At 71.8% G+C, this 17,449-nt stretch carries 17 protein-coding genes, 1 tRNA gene and 2 pseudogenes; 9 read left to right on the top strand and 11 right to left on the bottom strand.

The window, feature by feature from the left end:
* Positions 1–189: 189 nt before the first annotated feature.
* The 3 genes and pseudogenes from ABTY98_RS14165 to ABTY98_RS14155 form a co-directional block, all read right to left on the bottom strand.
* Positions 190–2,007 carry an ABC transporter ATP-binding protein gene (locus ABTY98_RS14165; protein ID WP_352221157.1) on the bottom strand — a complete coding sequence of 606 codons (1,818 nt, stop codon included), beginning with the start codon at positions 2,005–2,007 and terminating at the stop codon, positions 190–192.
* A gap of 135 nt (positions 2,008–2,142) precedes the next feature.
* A pseudogene (locus ABTY98_RS14160) lies at positions 2,143–2,442 on the bottom strand (PfkB family carbohydrate kinase); the annotation flags it as partial.
* A gap of 232 nt (positions 2,443–2,674) precedes the next feature.
* A complete protein-coding gene (locus tag ABTY98_RS14155; protein WP_352221156.1) occupies positions 2,675–3,370 on the bottom strand; it encodes a GntR family transcriptional regulator in 696 nt (231 codons plus the stop codon).
* Between the two features lie 106 nt (positions 3,371–3,476).
* Here ABTY98_RS14155 and glyA point away from each other — a divergent pair, with 106 nt between their 5' ends.
* Genes glyA through ABTY98_RS14130 form a run of 5 tightly spaced genes read left to right on the top strand, consistent with a single transcriptional unit; the run spans position 3,477 to position 9,743 of the window.
* Positions 3,477–4,775, top strand: coding sequence for a serine hydroxymethyltransferase (glyA, locus tag ABTY98_RS14150; protein ID WP_352221155.1), 1,299 nt, complete (start codon positions 3,477–3,479; stop codon positions 4,773–4,775).
* Positions 4,772–5,992 (top strand): sarcosine oxidase subunit beta family protein, encoded by a 1,221-nt coding sequence (locus tag ABTY98_RS14145; RefSeq protein WP_352221154.1) that lies wholly within the window; start codon positions 4,772–4,774, stop codon positions 5,990–5,992. The genes glyA and ABTY98_RS14145 overlap by 4 nt, the downstream gene beginning before the upstream one ends.
* Before the next feature lie 10 nt (positions 5,993–6,002).
* Positions 6,003–6,302 carry a sarcosine oxidase subunit delta gene (locus ABTY98_RS14140; RefSeq protein WP_352221153.1) on the top strand — a complete coding sequence of 100 codons (300 nt, stop codon included), beginning with the start codon at positions 6,003–6,005 and terminating at the stop codon, positions 6,300–6,302.
* Positions 6,299–9,130, top strand: a complete 2,832-nt coding sequence (locus ABTY98_RS14135; protein ID WP_352221152.1) for a sarcosine oxidase subunit alpha family protein — start codon at positions 6,299–6,301, stop codon at positions 9,128–9,130. Before ABTY98_RS14140 ends, ABTY98_RS14135 begins: the two co-directional genes overlap by 4 nt.
* A complete protein-coding gene (locus tag ABTY98_RS14130) occupies positions 9,123–9,743 on the top strand; it encodes a sarcosine oxidase subunit gamma (protein ID WP_352221151.1) in 621 nt (206 codons plus the stop codon). The genes ABTY98_RS14135 and ABTY98_RS14130 overlap by 8 nt, the downstream gene beginning before the upstream one ends.
* A gap of 92 nt (positions 9,744–9,835) precedes the next feature.
* Here the strand turns inward: ABTY98_RS14130 and ABTY98_RS14125 are convergent.
* Positions 9,836–9,909, bottom strand: a tRNA-Pro gene (locus ABTY98_RS14125).
* A gap of 112 nt (positions 9,910–10,021) precedes the next feature.
* On the opposite strand from ABTY98_RS14125, the gene ABTY98_RS14120 reads away from it, so the two are divergent.
* Positions 10,022–10,531: a DUF309 domain-containing protein gene (locus ABTY98_RS14120; RefSeq protein ID WP_352221325.1), complete on the top strand. Its 510-nt coding sequence runs from the start codon at positions 10,022–10,024 to the stop codon at positions 10,529–10,531.
* A 45-nt stretch (positions 10,532–10,576) separates the two neighbouring features.
* On the top strand, positions 10,577–11,359 hold the full coding sequence (gene cobF, locus ABTY98_RS14115; RefSeq protein WP_352221150.1) for a precorrin-6A synthase (deacetylating): 783 nt from the start codon (positions 10,577–10,579) through the stop codon (positions 11,357–11,359).
* 659 nt (positions 11,360–12,018) lie between these two features.
* On the opposite strand, the gene ABTY98_RS14110 is transcribed toward cobF, so the two are convergent.
* The 5 genes from ABTY98_RS14110 to ABTY98_RS14090 all read right to left on the bottom strand — a co-directional run bounded on the left by ABTY98_RS14110 (position 12,019) and on the right by ABTY98_RS14090 (position 14,389).
* The gene (locus ABTY98_RS14110) at positions 12,019–12,765 is read right to left on the bottom strand and encodes a cobalt-precorrin-6A reductase (RefSeq protein ID WP_352221149.1); all 747 of its coding nucleotides are present in this window, start codon (positions 12,763–12,765) and stop codon (positions 12,019–12,021) included.
* A 92-nt stretch (positions 12,766–12,857) separates the two neighbouring features.
* Positions 12,858–12,980 (bottom strand): type B 50S ribosomal protein L36, encoded by a 123-nt coding sequence (ykgO, locus tag ABTY98_RS14105; RefSeq protein WP_046728129.1) that lies wholly within the window; start codon positions 12,978–12,980, stop codon positions 12,858–12,860.
* A 35-nt stretch (positions 12,981–13,015) separates the two neighbouring features.
* Positions 13,016–13,276 (bottom strand): type B 50S ribosomal protein L31, encoded by a 261-nt coding sequence (locus tag ABTY98_RS14100; protein ID WP_352221148.1) that lies wholly within the window; start codon positions 13,274–13,276, stop codon positions 13,016–13,018.
* A 70-nt stretch (positions 13,277–13,346) separates the two neighbouring features.
* Positions 13,347–13,511 carry a 50S ribosomal protein L33 gene (rpmG, locus tag ABTY98_RS14095; RefSeq protein WP_093497749.1) on the bottom strand — a complete coding sequence of 55 codons (165 nt, stop codon included), beginning with the start codon at positions 13,509–13,511 and terminating at the stop codon, positions 13,347–13,349.
* Positions 13,512–13,615: 104 nt separating this feature from the next.
* The gene (locus ABTY98_RS14090; RefSeq protein WP_352221147.1) at positions 13,616–14,389 is read right to left on the bottom strand and encodes a sulfite exporter TauE/SafE family protein; all 774 of its coding nucleotides are present in this window, start codon (positions 14,387–14,389) and stop codon (positions 13,616–13,618) included.
* 135 nt (positions 14,390–14,524) lie between these two features.
* Between ABTY98_RS14090 and ABTY98_RS14085 the strand changes: the two genes are divergently transcribed.
* Entirely contained in the window at positions 14,525–14,995 is a 471-nt protein-coding gene (locus tag ABTY98_RS14085; protein ID WP_352221146.1) for a Dps family protein, read from the top strand.
* A gap of 13 nt (positions 14,996–15,008) precedes the next feature.
* On the opposite strand, the pseudogene ABTY98_RS14080 reads toward ABTY98_RS14085, so the two are convergent.
* Positions 15,009–15,200 (bottom strand): annotated as a pseudogene (locus tag ABTY98_RS14080) (transcriptional regulator); the annotation flags it as partial.
* 484 nt (positions 15,201–15,684) lie between these two features.
* On the opposite strand from ABTY98_RS14080, the gene ABTY98_RS14075 reads away from it, so the two are divergent.
* Positions 15,685–16,377 carry a response regulator gene (locus ABTY98_RS14075; protein WP_352221145.1) on the top strand — a complete coding sequence of 231 codons (693 nt, stop codon included), beginning with the start codon at positions 15,685–15,687 and terminating at the stop codon, positions 16,375–16,377.
* A gap of 6 nt (positions 16,378–16,383) precedes the next feature.
* On the opposite strand, the gene ABTY98_RS14070 is transcribed toward ABTY98_RS14075, so the two are convergent.
* A complete protein-coding gene (locus tag ABTY98_RS14070; RefSeq protein ID WP_352221144.1) occupies positions 16,384–17,238 on the bottom strand; it encodes a Cof-type HAD-IIB family hydrolase in 855 nt (284 codons plus the stop codon).
* Positions 17,239–17,449: the final 211 nt, after the last annotated feature.

Here is a 17,449-nt window from a genome sequence, read left to right as displayed (position 1 = left end):
GTTCAGGTCACTCATGATCACCTGTCTACCACCCGCCCGTGTCCGGCCTGCGTCTCCTGGTCGGGCCGAGCAAAGTCCACTACGGTTCGGCAGCGCCCCCGAAGGGGCGCTGGGCTGTGTCGATGTGCGGCCGGCCACGGCGGTGCCGCGGACGGCCGACGACACACCCCCGCACCTCCGGCGGAGCGCTCAGTGCACTTCGGCCCGCGCCGGGCCCTCGTCGAGGAAACCGCCCGACTGGTGCTGCCACAGCTTGGCGTATGCGCCCTCGGCGGCCAGCAGTTCGTGGTGCGTGCCCTGCTCGACGATCCGGCCGCGGTCCAGGACCACGAGCCGGTCCATGGAGGCGACCGTGCTCAGCCGGTGCGCCACCACCAGTGCCGTACGCCCCTCCATGAGCCGCCACAGCGCCTCCTGGACCAGCATCTCGCTCTCGGAGTCCAGCGCGCTGGTCGCCTCGTCCAGGAGCAGGATCGGGGCGTCACGCAGGATCGCCCGGGCCAGGGCGACCCGCTGGCGCTGGCCGCCGGAGAGCTTGACGCCACGCTCGCCGACCATCGTGTCGAAGCCGTCCGGCAGCGCGTCGGCGAACTCCGTGACGTGGGCCGCCTCGGCGGCGAGCCTGATCTCGGCGTCGGTGGCGTCGGGCCGGGCGAAGGCGATGTTGTCCCGCAGGGTGCGGTGGAACATCGCCGGGTCCTGCGGTACGTAGGCGATCTGGCTGCGCAGGTCGGCCTGGCGCAGCCGGCTGATGTCCTGGCCGCCGATCGTGATCCGTCCGGCGTCGATGTCGGTCATCCGCAGCAGCAGCCGGGTGAGCGTGGTCTTGCCGCCGCCCGACCGGCCGACGAACCCGAACTTCGAGCCGCTGGGCACGTCCAGCTCAAGCCCTTCGAAAAGCGGTTTGGCACCCGCGTGGGTGAAGGAGACCTTCTCGAAGCGGACATCGGCGGCCCGGGGCGCGAGCGGTTCCGGGATCACCGGATCGAGCACGGTCGGCGGCTCCAGGAGCAGTTCGGTGAACTGGGCCGCCTCCGTCATGGAGCTCTCCATGCGCCGGTAGATCTGGTTGAACTCGAACATGATCCGGGTGGCGTTGGTGTAGTAGGTGAAGGCGACCACGACCGCCTCCACGCTGTGCCCGCCGCCGGCCAGCGCCACCGCGAGCAGCAGACCCAGCGCGTTGGTCGCGACGGACATCGGCGCGACGAAGGTGTCGATGCGCAGGTTGCCGTAGTCCCAGGAGCGCAGGGTGCGCCGCCGCGACTCGGCGACCCGGGACCGGTGTTCGGCGGCCTCCCGCTCCTCGGCGGCGAACGCCCGGACCGTGTCCATGTTCATCAGGCTGTCGGCGACATGCCCCGACACCCGGGCGATCGCCTCCTCCCGCCGGTCGACCAGCCGCTGCCGGCGGCGGATCAGCGGCAGCACGCACACCGCCGTCACCGCGATCATCGCCAGGAGCGCGACGACGAGCAGCGGCTGGTAGCGCCACAGCACCACCGACCCGAACGCCAGCGGCACGAAGCTGCCCACGATGTTGAAGGTGAGCGTGTCGCCGAACTCCTCGAAGCGGGTGGCGAAGCTCAGCACCCGCTTGGTGAGCGAGCCCGCGAAGTTGTCGTGGAAGAACGCTGCGTCCTTCGCGAACAGTTCGTTCATGCCGATGACGTACAGCTGCTCGATACCGAGGGCGTCCAGGCGGTTCAGGGCGTGCAGACCGATCCGCCAGAGCGTCTCCGCCAGCAGCAGGACACCCGCGAAAGCGAGGACGTACGGCAGTGTGGTGCCGAGACTCAGGCCGTGGCCGTCGGCGATCCGGCCGACCAGCTTGGCCACGACCAGCGGTGCCAGGTAGTTGATTCCGATGTTGCCGAGCGCCGGCAGTAGCATCGCGGGCAGCGTGAGCCACTTGAGCCGGGCCAGTTCCCGTCCGTAGAAGCGGAGTGCGAGCAGGACGGCGCCCTTGCGCGGACCGTTCGCAGGTAAATCGACAGAGGATGTCATCTCAACCCTGTGTAGTCGTCGCACGGCGTGCCGAGTCGGCCGCCGCATCTCCGCGGCGGCCTGGAATCGGCAGGTCAGGAAAGGGAAGTGTGCCGTGACGACGGTCACTGAGTCCACGTGTTTTCCGGACGGCGGCTACTGTGCGAACACGCGGTCGATCCGGTCCTCGCATCGCTCCCGGTCCGCGTCCGGCAGGCCTAGGAGTCGCTCGGTCTCCGCCGTGTCGGGCAGGGGCCCGTGATCCCCCGTCACCTTGAGCGCGGAGACCGCGGTGATGTGGCCGAGCCGCAGGGCACGGACCGTCGTCCCGCCGCGCGGCAGCCCGGCCAGGAAGCCCGCCGCGAACGCATCGCCCGCTCCGACAGGTTCCACCACCGTCGTACGCAGCGCGGGCAGCGTGCGGACGCTGTTCGCGGTGACGGCCGTGGCGGCCCGGGCGGCGGTGACGTCGACGCCACCCACCGGGAACCAGCACGGCGTCGGGGAACGGGCCGCGCAACGCCTTCAGGTAGGCCGCACCGCTCCACCCGCTCGGCCGCCGGCAGACTCGGCGGCTCGCTGCGTCCGGTACGCGATCGCCCAGCTCCCCGAGGACTCCGTCCGCGCCGGCAGGAGTCGCGGGGCGCCGCATGACGGCCGGAACCGGGAGCCGCCGGTCGTGCGGCGCTCAGATCGCCGCGCGAACGGCCCGCTCGAAGCCCTCGACGTGGCTGCGGGCGAGCCGTGCCGCCCGGTCGGGGTCACCGGCGACGATCGCCTCGATCAGCGGTCCGTGCTCGTCGACATGGCCCGCCATGTCGGACAGCCGGTCCACGAACAGGCACCAGATACGGGTGGCCAGGTTGTCGTGGCGGACAAGGGTGTCCTCCAGGTACGGATTGCGCGTGGCCGCGTAGACGGCGCGGTGGACCTGGAGGTCCAGGCGCATCAACTCGGCGGCGTCGCGCCCGCCGGAGTCCACGCTCTCCAGCTCCTGCCGCAGAGCGGTCAGCCTCGCCCGGTCCGTGGCCGTGGCGCGCCGCGCGGCCTGGGCGGCGGCCAGCGGCTCCAGCTCCAGGCGCACCTCGGAGATATGGGCCAGGTCGGTGATGTTGACGTCGGTGGCGAAGGTGCCGCGCCGGGGATAGGTCGTGATCAGGCGCTCGTACTGGAGTCGCTTGAGCGCCTCGCGCACCGGGGTCCGTCCGACGCCGAGGGACTGCGCCAGCTGCTCCTCGTTGATCGGCGCGCCCGGGCGGATGTCGAGCATGACGAGCTGGTCGCGGATGGCGCGATAGGCGCGCTCGGCGAGGGACAGCTCCTCGTCCCCGGGCTCCCCGCCCCTGGACTCCCGGCCTCTGGGATCGGCCGCCGCCTGCTGCATGGATGCCCCCTTGACCTGTCCGGCGAGCTCCCATACCTTACCGCACAGGCTGATATATCAGTTGCTCATTAGTCGCTCATTAACTGGCTCCCAGGATGGTGCACAGATGGCAACGACCCCGTCGACCACCACGCTCGCCTCCCCCCTCGCCCTCCCGCTCGGCGAACTCGACCCCGAGATCGCCGCCGCGGTGGCCGCCGAGCTGCACCGTCAGCAGTCCACCCTCGAGATGATCGCCTCGGAGAACTTCGCCCCGGCCGCCGTCATGGAGGCCCAGGGCTCGGTGCTGACCAACAAGTACGCCGAGGGCTACCCGGGCCGCCGCTACTACGGCGGCTGCGAACACGTCGACGTCATCGAGCGGTTGGCCATCGCCCGGGTGAAGGAACTGTTCGGCGCCGAGGCCGCGAACGTGCAGCCGCACTCGGGTGCGCAGGCCAACGCGGCCGCGATGTTCGCGCTGCTCGACCCCGGGGACACGATCCTCGGCCTCGATCTGGCGCACGGCGGTCACCTCACCCACGGCATGCGCCTCAACTACTCCGGCAAGCTGTACGACGTCGTGCCGTACCATGTGCGCGAGTCCGACCTGCGCATCGACATGGACGAGGTCGAACAACTCGCCCTCACGCACCGGCCAAGGATGATCGTCGCCGGCTGGTCGGCGTACCCGAGGCAGCTGGACTTCGCGGCCTTCCGGCGGATCGCCGACGCCGTGGGCGCGTATCTGATGGTGGACATGGCGCACTTCGCCGGGCTGGTGGCCGCGGGCCTGCACCCGAACCCCGTGCCGTACGCCGACGTCGTCACGACCACCACCCACAAGACCCTGGGCGGCCCGCGCGGCGGTGTGATCCTCAGCCGTGCCGACCTGGCCAAGAAGATCAACTCCGCGGTGTTCCCGGGCCAGCAGGGCGGCCCGCTGGAGCATGTCATCGCGGCGAAGGCGGTGGCCTTCAAGGTGGCTGCGGGCGAGGAGTTCAGGGAGCGCCAGCGGCGCACCCTGGACGGCGCACGCATCCTCGCCGGACGGCTGCTGGCCGACGACGTCGCCGAGGCCGGGATCACCGTGCTGACCGGCGGCACCGAAGTCCACCTGGTCCTCGTCGACCTGCGCGACTCCGCGCTCGACGGGCGCCAGGCCGAGGACCGGCTGCACCGCGTCGGCATCACCGTCAACCGCAACGCGGTGCCGTTCGACCCACGTCCGCCGATGGTGTCCTCGGGGCTGCGGATCGGCACCCCGGCCCTGGCCACCCGGGGCTTCGGGACGACGGAGTTCCGGGAGGTCGCCGACATCATCGCCGAGGCCCTGAAGGGCGAACAGCCCGACGCCGAACTGCGCACCCGGGTCCGGAAGCTCGCCGACGCCTTCCCCCTCTATGTCCAGGGAGCCGCGGCATGACCGCCGAACCGCTGCCCGAACACCCGGAATTCCTGTGGCGCACGCCCGAGCCGAAGCGCTCGTACGACGTCGTCATCGTCGGCGCGGGCGGCCACGGCCTGGCCACCGCCTACTACCTCGCCAAGAACCACGGCATCACCGATGTGGCCGTCCTGGAGAAGGGCTGGCTGGCCGGCGGCAACATGGCACGCAACACCACGATCATCCGCTCCAACTACCTGTGGGACGAGAGCGCGGCGATCTACGAGTACGCGCTCAAGCTGTGGGAGGGGCTCCCCGAGGAACTGGACTACGACTTCCTGTTCAGCCAGCGCGGCGTCCTCAACCTCGCGCACACCCTCCAGGACGTCCGCGAGGGCGTGCGCCGCGTCAACGCCAACCGCCTCAACGGGGTCGACGCCCAGTGGCTCGAACCGGACGAGATCGCCGAGGTCTGCCCCATCCTCAACGTCTCGCCGCACACCCGCTATCCGGTCCTCGGCGGCACCTTCCAGCCCCGGGCCGGCATCGCCAAGCACGACCACGTCGCCTGGGCGCTGGCCCGCCGCGCCGACGAGCTGGGCGTCGACCTGATCCAGGGCTGCGAGGTCACCGGTTTCCTCAAGGACGGCGACCGGGTCGTGGGCGTCGAGACCAGCCGCGGCCGCATCCTCGCCGGGCGGGTCGGCCTCGCGTCCGCCGGGCACAGCAGCGTGCTGGCCGAGCGGGCCGGCTTCCCTTTGCCCGTGCAGTCCCACCCGCTCCAGGCCCTCGTCTCCGAACTGCACGAGCCGGTGCACCCGACCGTCGTCATGTCGAACCACGTGCACGTCTACGTCTCCCAGGCCCACAAGGGCGAGCTGGTGATGGGTGCCGGCGTCGACTCGTACAACGGGTACGGGCAGCGCGGCTCCTTCCACGTCATAGAGCAGCAGATGGCCGCCGCCGTCGAGCTGTTCCCGATCTTCGCCCGTGCGCATGTGCTGCGGACCTGGGGCGGCATCGTCGACGTCACCCCGGACGCCTCCCCGATCATCGGCACCACCCCCGTCGGGAACCTCTACGTCAACTGCGGCTGGGGCACCGGCGGATTCAAGGCCACCCCGGCCGCCGGCTGGACCTTCGCGCACACCATCGCCACCGGCGAACCGCACCCGCTGAACGCCCCCTTCGCCCTCGAACGCTTCACGACGGGCGCGTTGATCGACGAACACGGCGCAGCAGCCGTGGCCCACTGAGGAGGACGTCGTGCTGCTGATCAGCTGCCCGTGGTGCGGTCCCCGTGACGAGACCGAGTACCGCTACGGCGGACAGGCCCATGTCCCCTACCCCGAGTCCCCCGCCGACCTCACCGACCAGCAGTGGGCCGAGTACGTCTTCTACCGCGCCAACCCCAAGGGGCCCTTCGCCGAACGGTGGATGCACAGCACCGGCTGCCGCCGCTGGTTCAACGTCCTGCGCGACACCGTCACTTACGAGGTGCTCGCCGCCTACCGGCTCGACGAGCCCCGACCCGAACTGCCCCAGGCCGGAGGGAACGACCGATGACCGACCAGCGATTCCGGCTGCCGCAAAGGGGCCGTATCGACCGTGGCCGCGTGCTGCGGTTCACCGTCGACGGAAGGGAGCTGACCGGACATCCCGGAGACACCGTCGCCTCGGCGATGCTGGCCAACGGTCTCGTCGAGGTGGCCCCGTCGATCTACCGCGGTCGCCCGCGCGGCATCGTCTCCGCAGGGGTCGAGGAGCCCAACGCCCTTTTGCAGGTGGGCCGTTCATGCTCGGAGGGCATGCTGCCGGCCACGACGGTCGAGCTGTACGACGGCCTGTCCGCCACCACACTGTCCGGGATGGGCCGGCTCGACCCGACGCCCGACTCGGCCGTCTACGACAAGAAGTACGTGCACACGGACGTGCTGGTCGTCGGTGCCGGCCCTGCCGGGCTCGCGGCCGCCGCCGCTGCGGCCGGCTCCGGCGCCCGGGTGATCCTCGTCGACGACCAGCCCGAGCCGGGCGGTTCGCTGTTCTCAAGGGGTGCTGAGGTGCGCGCGGCACTCGACGCCTCCCCCGAGGCCGTCGTACTCCAGCGCGCCACGGTGTTCGGCTCCTACGACGACAACTACCTGCTCGCCCTCCAGCGCCGCACCGACCACCTCGGCCCCGATGCACCCGAAGGTGTCTCCCGCCAGCGGCTGTGGCACATCCGGGCCCACCAGGTGGTCCTGGCGACCGGTGCCCATGAGCGTCCGCTGGTCTTCGCCGGCAACGACCGGCCCGGGGTGATGCTCGCCGGGGCCGTGCGCACATACCTCAACCGGTATGCCGTGGTGCCGGGTTCACGGGTCGTCGTGAGTACCACCAACGACAGCGCCTATGACACGGTGGCCGATCTGTACGCGGCCGGGACCGACATCGCCGCGGTCGTGGACGCGCGCCCCGAGCTGTCCCCGCGGGCTGCCGAGGTCGCCGTGGCCACTGGTGTGCGGGTACTCACGGGCAGCGCGGTGGTCTCCACCGCGGGCGAGCGACGGCTCACCGGCGTCGCCGTCCAGGCCCTCGACGCGAACGGTCAGCTCAGCGGCGCCGCCGAGTCGTTCGACTGTGATCTGCTCGCCGTCTCGGGTGGCTGGAGCCCGGTGGTGCATCTGCACAGCCAACGCCAGGGCCGGCTGCGCTGGGACGAGGACCTGGTCGCCTTCGTGCCCGACGGCACGGTACGGGACCAGCAGGTCGTCGGTGCGGCCCGGGGGACGTACGACCTCGACGGCTGTGTGGCCGAAGGGGCGCGGGCCGGTGCGCGGGCCGCGACGGACGCCGGATTCCCGGTGCCCGTTCCGCCGTTGCCCCCTGCCCAGGCCCCGGGCCCCACGCGCGCACTGTGGGTGGTCCCCGCGTCCGACGGCGAACCCGGCAGCTGGGACAGCCACTTCGTCGACCTCCAGCGCGATGTCACCGTCGCCGACGTCCGGCGCTCCACCGGCGCCGGCATGCGCGGAGTCGAGCACGTCAAGCGCTACACCTCGCTCGGCACGGCGAACGACCAGGGCAAGACCTCCGGCGTCAACGCCATCGGTGTGATCGCGGAGGCGCTGGGCGGTTCCCTGGGGGAGATCGGCACCACGGCCTACCGGGCGCCGTACACACCGGTGGCGTTCGCCGCCCTGGCCGGGCGGGAGCGCGGCGAGCTGTTCGACCCGGAGCGCACGACGTCCGTGCACGGCTGGCACGTGGCGAACGGGGCGGTGTTCGAGGACGTGGGGCAGTGGAAGCGTCCCCGGTACTACCCGCGGCCCGGCGAGGACATGGACAAGGCCGTGGCCCGCGAGTGCCGTGCCGCGCGTGAGGGGGTGGCGTTCATGGACGCCTCCACCCTCGGCAAGATCGAGATCCGGGGCACGGACGCGGGTGAGTTCCTCAACCGCGTCTATACGAACGCCTTCAAGAAGCTGAAGCCCGGCACGGCCCGCTACGGCGTGATGTGCAAGCCCGACGGCATGATCTTCGACGACGGTGTGACGCTGCGCCTCGACGAGAACCGTTACTTCATGACCACCACGACCGGCGGTGCGGCCGGTGTCCTGGACTGGCTGGAGGAGTGGCTGCAGACCGAGTGGCCCGAACTCGACGTCCACTGCACCTCGGTGACCGAGCAGTGGGCGACGATCGCGGTCGTCGGCCCCCGGTCCCGCGAGGTCGTCGCCCGTCTCGCCCCCGAGGTCGACCTGTCGAACGAGGCCTTCCCGTTCATGGCCTTCCGCGAGACCACCCTGGCGTCCGGCGTTCCGGCCCGTATCTGCCGGATCTCCTTCTCGGGCGAACTCGCCTACGAGATCAACGTCTCCGCCTGGTACGGGCTCGCGGTCTGGGAGGAGGTGTACGCGGTGGGCCGGCCGTACGGCATCACCCCGTACGGCACCGAGACCATGCACGTCCTGCGGGCCGAGAAGGGCTACATCGTCGTCGGCCAGGACACGGACGGCACGGTCACCCCGCAGGACGCCGGCATGTCCTGGGTGGTCTCGAAGCAGAAGGACTTCATCGGCAAGCGGTCCTATTCCCGCACCGACACCTCCCGCACCGACCGCAAGCAACTGGTCGGCCTGCTGCCGAGCGACCGCACGACCCGGCTGCCCGAGGGCACCCAGCTCATCGCGCCGGACACCGCCCTGGAGACGGTGCCCGTGCCGATGCTCGGCCATGTCACCTCCAGCTACCACAGCCCGGCCCTCGGCCGCCCCTTCGCCCTCGCTCTCGTCGCCGACGGGCGGGCGAGGATCGGCGAGACCCTGCTCGCCCCGGTGGGCGAGGACCGGGTGCCCGTCGAGGTGACCGACTTCGTCCTCTACGACCCCGAAGGGACCAAGCGAGATGGCTGAGTGGACCGGCTCCGGCCCGGTGGCGCTGCGCACCAGCCCCCTGGCGCACCTGGAGGAACGGATGCGCGCCGCGACCGTCACCGGCGCTCGGGGAGTCGCGCTGGCCGAGTGGCCCTTCATCACCATGGTGAACCTGCGCGTCGACCCCGCTTCCGAAGCGGCCGACCGCGTCGAGAAGACCCTGGGGGCAGCCCTTCCGCGGCAGTGCGGCCACACCACCGCGTCCGGCCCTCACACGGTCGTCTGGCTCGGCCCCGACGAATGGCTCGTGCTGTCCCAGGCCGAAGCGACCGCTGTGGCCGCCGAGTTGCGGGAGGCACTCGGAGCGGACCCGGGCTCGGTCGTGGACGTCTCGGCGAACCGCACCACCCTGGAGCTGACCGGCCCGTCCGCCCGCGAGGTGCTGGAGAAGGGCTGCCCGCTCGATCTGCACCCCCGGGCCTTCGGCCCCGGCCGGGCGGTGTCGACCACGGTGGGCCCGGTCGCGGTCCTGCTCTGGCAGGTCGACGACGAGCCGACGTACCGGCTCTTCCCGCGGTCCTCGTTCGCCGACTACCTGGCGCGCTGGCTCATCGACGCGATGAGCGAGTACCGCGGTCAGGAGGTGCCGTGAGGATGAGCGGCATGCTCCACGGCGAAACAGGAAGCGACCCACAGAGACGAAGGGCCCCCACAGGCTCTCGCCTGCGAAGACCCTTCGCACCGTCGGGACGACAGGATTTGAACCTGCGACCCCTTGACCCCCAGTCAAGTGCGCTACCAAGCTGCGCCACGTCCCGGTGCGCTCACTCGCGGTGACCCGCGTGATCACGCGGACGTTACTTTACCCCACGTCCCTGGGCGCGCCGAAAGAGGGACGTGGGGAGGGGGACAATCGATCGTATGGGCCGTATGGGAAACACCGGGGCAGGGGCACGGGACCGGGACGCCGAGGGGCGGGCGCGCAGCGCACGGCCGCGGGACGGGCTGGGGCGGCCGCTGCCGTACGGCGCGCCGGGCGTCGAGCGGCAGGCCGAGGGGGTCGTACGGACTCCGGACGAGACCGTCGCCGAGGCGCAGGCGCTGCTGGACGCCGGTAAGCCCTTCCATGCGCACGAGGTGTTCGAGGACGCCTGGAAGTCCGGGCCCGAGGAGGAGCGGACGCTGTGGCGGGGGCTGGCCCAGCTGGCCGTGGGGCTCACGCACACGGCTCGCGGGAACGTCGCCGGCGGGGCGCGGCTGCTGCGACGCGGCGCGGGCGCGGTCGGGGAGTGGGCGGCCGGCAGCGGGGTCCGGCGGCCGTACGGCATGGAGCTCGACGGGCTCGCCGAGTGGGCGCGGGAGCTGGCCGGGCGGGTGGAGAGCGGTGCCGGGAGCGTCGAGGCGGGGGACGAAGCACCCCGGCTGCGCGGCACCCGGTAGCACCGGGGTGATCCGCTGTCAGTGGCATGCGGCAGACTCGGGGGCGTGCGAAAGATTCATGTCATCGGTATCGGCGCGGGCGACCCCGACCAGCTCACCCTCCAGGCGGTCCGGGCGCTGAAGAGCACGGACGTGTTCTTCCTTCTCGACAAGGGCGAGGTCAAGAGCGACCTCACCCAGCTGCGCCGGGACATGCTCGACACGCACATACCGGACGGCGGCTACCGCCTGGTCGAGGCGCGGGACCCGGACCGGGACCGGGCCGCGAGCGGCGGGGCGTACTCACCGGCCGTCGGGGACTGGCGCAGCGCCCGCGCGGACATCTACGAGCGGCTGATCCGCGAGGAACTCGGCGCGGAGCAGACCGGCGCCTTCCTGGTGTGGGGCGATCCCTCCTTGTACGACAGCACGCTGGCGATCCTGGAGGAGGTGCTGGTCCGCGGCGCGGTGGCGTTCGAGTACGACGTGGTGCCCGGGATCAGCAGTGTGTCGGCGCTGGTGGCCCGGCATCGCACGGGGCTGAACCGGGTGGCCCGGCCGGTGCAGATCACCACCGGACGGCGGCTCACCGAAGGGCTTCCGGACGGTGTGGACGACGTGGTGGTGATGCTGGACGCGCACCAGGCCTTCCGGCAGTACGAGGACCAGGACATCGACATCTACTGGGGCGCCTATATCGGCACCCCCGACGAGATCCTGGTCTCCGGCCCGATCGCCGAGGCCGGCCCGCGAATCGAGCGACTGCGGGCCGAGGCACGGGAGCGCAAGGGCTGGATCATGGACACATATCTGCTGCGCCGCCACCCGGAGGTTCCGAAGGAGGGCTGAGCGGTACCCGGTGGGCCACTCCGGCATGCGACGGTAGTCCGACCACACAGCGGAGTCGGAACCGACCGCCACCAAGGCAGCCTGACCTCCGCGCACGAGCCGTGACGGTGCGGCCAGGCCACGGCCGGATTCAGCACCCCGACAGCCGGACACAGGCCTCGGTGGCCGGGCCCAGGCCTCGGCTACCACGGTCAGGCGACGTGCCGTCGGCCAACCGTGGTCCCCGTGACCACGGCCAGGCAACGTGCCGTGGGCCGATCGCAGGCCCCGACGAACACCCGGGCCAGCCACGCCGACAGCCGGACAGGCACCTCGGACGTGCCGTCGCCCACCCCAGGCCCCGACAACCACGGCCACCCTCGACACCCCGACAGCCGGACACACGCCTCCGCGACCGGGTGCGAGCCTCGGCGGCTGGCCACGGGCCGACAACCACGGCCAGGCGAGCCACGCCGACAGCCGGACACGCGCCTCAGCGCCCTCAGCCAGACACCCGGCCATCGGCCCACCCCAGGCCCCGACAACCACGGCACCCTCGGCACCCCGACAACCGGACGCGCGCCTCGGCGCCCGCGGCCAGGCAACGTGCCGTCGGCCGGCCCCAGGCCCCGACCGCCGTGGTCAGGCTCGGTGCGGCTTCGGCCCGCAGGGCTCGATCGTCACGCGGGGCCGAGCCCCAGCCGCTCCAGTACACCCGCCACATCGGGTACCGCCGTCACCCCGGCCGGCAGCGGTGGGCGGCGTACGACGACCACCGGCAGGCCCAGTTCGCGTGCGGCCGTGAGCTTGGCGGCCGTGGCCGCTCCCCCGCTGTCCTTCGTGACCAGTACGTCGATCAGGTTCTCGCGGAGCAGCGCGGTCTCGTCGGCCACCGTGAACGGTCCGCGGGCCAGCAGCACTTCGGTGTGCGGGGGCATGGGGGGCTCGGGCGGCTCCACCGAGCGGACGACGAAGTGCCGGTCGGTCAGGTGGGCGAAGGCGGACAGGCCCAGGCGTCCAGTGGTCAGGAGGACGCGGGGGCCGAAGCGCGGCAGCAGGTCCGCCGCGGCGGCCAGGGACGCGACGAGGTGCCAGCGGTCCCCGGGGCCGGGGCGCCAGCCCGGGCGGCGCAGCACCAGGGCCGGGACGCCGGCCCGCGCCGCGGCCAGGGCCGCGTTCGCGGTGATCGTCGAGGCGAAGGGGTGGGTGGCGTCGACGAGGACGTCCACGCGCTGTTCGCGAAGCCAGTCGGCGAGGCCTTCCGCCCCTCCGAAGCCCCCGACGCGCACCTCCCCGGCCAGCGCACCCGGCCGGGCGACGCGCCCCGCCAGGGAGGTGATGACGAGGACACCGGGGTGCACGACGAGCGCGGCGGCCAGTTCGCGGGCCTCGGTGGTGCCGCCGAGGATCAGGACGTGCGGGGACATGGGGCGAGCGTACGGGGCCCTGCGGAGCGGCCGGGACGCGGGACGGCCGCCCGGCGGAGGGGCCGGGCGGCCGTCGTGGGAAGTGACTCCCGTCAGCCCTGGCGGGCCTTGAAACGGGGGTCCTTCTTGTTGATCACGTAGACCACGCCGCGTCGGCGGACCACCTGGGCGCCGGGCTTGGCCTTGAGCGAGCGCAGGGACTTGCGCACCTTCATGGTTCTGTTCTCCTCGTGTCGGCCGCCGGGCCGGGTCAGCCGCGGGCGGCGGCAGTACGGCCGTAGCGGCGCTCGAAACGCTCCACCCGGCCGGCGCTGTCCAGGACCCGCGCCCTGCCGGTGTAGAAGGGGTGCGACGCGGACGAGATCTCGACGTCGACCACCGGGTACGTGTTGCCGTCCTCCCACTCGATCGTCCGGGACGAGTCGGTGGTGGAGCGGGTCAGGAAAGCGATGTCCGCGGCGCGGTCGCGGAAGACGACGAGCCGGGAGTCGGGATGGATGCGGGGCTTCATGGGTTTTCCTTCCTGGGGCCTCGGTCCGGTGGTGTTTGCGGTGGGTTCGGGCCCGGTCGTACTCGGCGGTTCAGCGCTCTTCGCGGAAGTCCACGTGCGCGCCGGCCACCGGGTCGTACTTGCGCAGGACCAGCCGGTCGGGGTTGTTCCGGCGGTTCTTGCGGGTCACATAGGTGACTCCGGTCCCGGCCGTCGACTTCAGCCTGACGACGGGACGCGCGGTACTGCGTGCCATGAGGTTCTCCCTTCGCCCACACCCGGGATCACTGATCCGAGCATGTCAATCACGATGGCTGTAACAACGCCTCCCGCGGTCGCATTCCCGGGCCGCCGGACCGGCTAGCGAAGGAGCAGCTGGAGACCGCCGACGACCGTCGCCGCGATGACCAGCTGCTCGAACAGCCGCTGATTGATCCGGTCCACCGCCCACTTGCCGAGGAGCGCGCCGGGGACGACGAACACCACGAGCGCGGCGTCGAGCAGCAACGAGTTGCCGTCGATCAGACCGAGGCCGGCGCTGAAGGGGACCTTGGAGACGTTCACGATCAGGAAGAAGAACGCCGAGGTGCCCAGGAAGCCGAGCTTCCGGAAGCCCGCCGACAGCAGGTACATCGACATCACCGGGCCGCCCGCGTTGGCGACCATCGTGGTGAAGCCGCCGAGGACGCCGTACGAACGGGCCTTCACCCGGCCCGCCCGGGTGGTGACCGCGTCCGGGTCGTCGGGGCTGTCGGCCCTGCGCCGTCGCCACAGGGTGACAGCGGCCATCAGCAGCAGGATCGCGCCGATCGAGGTCCGTACCACCTTGTCGTCGGCCCACACCAGGAACAGCGTCCCGATCACCACGCCGGCCGCGACCGCGGGGAACAGCCGCCAGAGCGTGGGCCAGTGGGCGTGTCTGCGGTAGGTGGCGACGGCCAGTACGTCGCCCGCGATCAGGATCGGGAGCAGGACGCCGGTGGAGGCGCGGGCCGGGAGGATCGCGGCGAAGACGGCGAGGCTGACGGTGTTGGCCCCGCTGACGGCGGTCTTGGAGAAGCCGACGAGCAGCGCGGCGAGGGCCAGGGCGGCGAACTCCCAGCCGGATATGTGCCAGAGGGTCATGGTGTTCATGCGGTGACCGATGCTATGTCCGGACAAGCCGATGAGGTAAGTACCGTCTCGCTGATCGGCCCTGCGTCTGTCCGTTTGTGCCTGTTCAGCGGGGGCACCCGAGCTGCGACCACAGCACAGAAGGGAAACACGCGCATGACCGTGGTGAAGAGCACGCTGCCCGAGGGAGCGCTCCAGGTCACCGGGACCGCTCTCCAGGAGACCTTGGTGGATCTGCTCGGGCTGTCCCTGATCGGGAAGCAGGCGCACTGGAACATCGTGGGGCCCCGGTTCCGTTCGATCCATCTCCAGCTCGACGAGGTGGTCGCCACCGCACGCTCCTACTCGGACACCGTCGCGGAGCGCGCCGCCGCGCTGGGCGTGGCACCGGACGGCCGCCCGGAGACGATCGCCGCGGCCTTCTCGCTGCCCGGCGCCAAGGACGGCTGGCTGCGGGACGACGAGGTCGTCGACCTGATGGTGCGGACGCTTGAGTCGGCGATCGGACGGCTGCGCGAGCGCATCGCCGCGACCGACGAACCCGACCCGGTCACCCAGGACCTGCTGATATCCATCACAGCCGACCTGGAGAAGCAGCGCTGGATGTTCGCGGCCGAGAACAACTGAGCTTCCGGGAGGCTCACTTGGGCCCGTCCGGCAGGTCCGTGTCGAGCGCCGCCGCGCGCAGGGCCGCCGCCACGCGGGTGACCGCCTGCGTCGGCGGGTGGGGCAGCCTGGCCAGCAGTTGGCGCCGCTGTTCCTGAGGTCCGCCGCGTACGGGGAGGATCCGGACGCCCGGTGGCGCGACGGCGGCAAGGGCGGCCGGCACAGTTCAGGGCCGCCTGGACGCGGAAGCCGGCCGCGTCGAGCGACGGTCGGCCGTGGGGCCGGTGTCCCGCAACACGCCCACCATGCGCCGCATCGACGACAGCGCGGGCGTACGCCGACGCGCAGGACATCACCGTCTCCGACCGGCTCGGCACCGCCACCCTCGCCATGAGCTTCCTGAGCGTCACCGCCTCGGCGCCCCTGACCGCCGCCGCCAACGTGCTGGACCGGCGGCGGGTCCAACGGCCTGCCGCGGCTGCCGGGCAACCGCTACGGGCCCTGAACGGGGCCCGGCCCGGGAGACGTTCCTGCCGCTCCTGGTCCTGGCCGGCGACAGCACCGTCAGCGCCTCGGGCGCGGTTCAGATCGCGGTCTGGGCCACGGGGTGGGGCGCCGGCCCTGTTCACCGCGATCGGCGGGAGCCGGACGCTGCCGCGGAGGGTCACCGCAGGATCCGCCCCTGCGGCCGACTGAGGGATCATCGACTTATGACCGCCTCCAGTTCCGCTCCGCCCATCCGGGTCCTCATCGCCGACGACCAGGAGATGGTCCGTACCGGCTTCAGGTTCTTCCTGGACGCCCAGCCGGACATCACGGTCGTCGCGGAGGCCGCCGACGGCGAGGAGGCGGTGGCGCTGGCCCGGCGACTGCGCCCGGACGTGTGCCTGCTGGACATCCGGATGCCCAGGCTGGACGGTCTGGCGGCGACCCGGCTGCTGGCCGGGCCGGATGTGCCCGACCCGCTGCGGGTGGTCGTGGTCACCACCTTCGATCTCGACGAGTACGTCTACGGCGCGTTGCGCGGCGGCGCCTGCGGGTTTCTCCTCAAGGACTCCGGACCCACCCTCCTCGCGGAGGCCGTCCGCGCCGCCGCGGCCGGTGACTCGCTGGTCTCGCCTTCGGTGACGGTCCGCCTGCTCAAGCACCTCACCGAGCAACCCGGCCCGGCCCCGGAGCCCGCCGGGGTGTCCCCCGCCGAGACACCGGCCGAGCCGCTCACCGACCGTGAGCTGGACGTGGTGCGGCTGGTGGCGGTCGGCCGCACCAACGCGGAGATCGCCGCCGAGCTGTACGTCTCGCTGTCCACGGTCAAGACGCATCTGTCCAGCGTGCAGCTGAAGCTGCCGGCCCGGAACCGGGTCGAGATCGCCGCCTGGGCCTGGCGCAACGGCCACACCTGAGCGGGCTCAGAGGCCCAGCATCCGGGCGACGGTGCGCAGTACCCCGTTGTCGTTGTTCGAGGGGGCGAGGTGGCGGGCCCGGCGGATGACGTCCGGGTGGGCGTTGGCCATCGCGAAGGACCAGTCGGCGGCGTCGAGCATCTCCAGGTCGTTGAGGTAGTCGCCGAAGACCATCGTCTGGGCGGGGGTGATGCCCAGCTCGCGCTGGAGGCCGCGCAGGGCGGTGCCCTTGTTGGCGGTGCGGTTCATCACGTCGACCCAGTGCTCACCGGAGACCACGACCTGGTGTGTGCCGGCGAAGCCGGCCAGTGCCGGGGCGGTGGTGCGCTCGGCCGGGCCGAAGTCGAAGAGCGCGACCTTGATCACGTCGTCGTCGACGGCGGTGAGGTCGTCCACGATCCGGTGCTCGACGTAGTAGCGGCGGACCTCGGCGAGGAACGCCTCGTCCGTGCGCTCCACGTAAGCGGACCGCTTTCCGCAGACCACGGCGCCCACGTCGACACCGTCCGCGACCAGCCGCCGTACGGTCCGGGCGAGGCCGTCGGCGACGGACGGGTCCAGGACGTCCGAGCTGAGCTCGACGCCGTCGCGCACCACGTAGGTGCCGTTCTCCGCGATGAACACCATGCCGTCGGCGACCTCGGCGAACTGCCGGGCCAGGGTGGCGTACTGGCGGCCGCTCGCCGGGCTGAACAGCACACCGCGGCGGCGCAGTTCGGCCAGCATCGGCCAGAGTCCCTCGGGGATGCGCTTCTCGTCGTCGAGGAGGGTGCCGTCCATGTCGGTGACGACGAGGCGGATGTCGGCGGAGCCGGCGGGGAGGCCGGGCGTGGTGAGAAGGGACGCGGGCGAGGCGGGCATGTCCTGCTTCCGGTCGGGGACGGCAATCGCACACCAGTGTCCCTCATGCGGCTGACGGACCCGGAAACGGCCAGGGGGATGCCACATCGCGGCGGTGCGGTCGTGGAACGACCACGCCACCCCGCCTGGTGCCGTGCTCGCAGTGGCGCGCCGGTGCCGCAGTTCGGCGCGGTCGCCGTGAAAGCCTGACCCGGACGTGTGCATCCGAGCC

The organism is Streptomyces sp. NPDC096040, from assembly GCF_040303265.1.
GTDB lineage: Bacteria > Actinomycetota > Actinomycetes > Streptomycetales > Streptomycetaceae > Streptomyces.
Note: the sequence above shows the minus strand (reverse complement) of the source record. Positions and strands in the feature narration are given on the sequence as shown.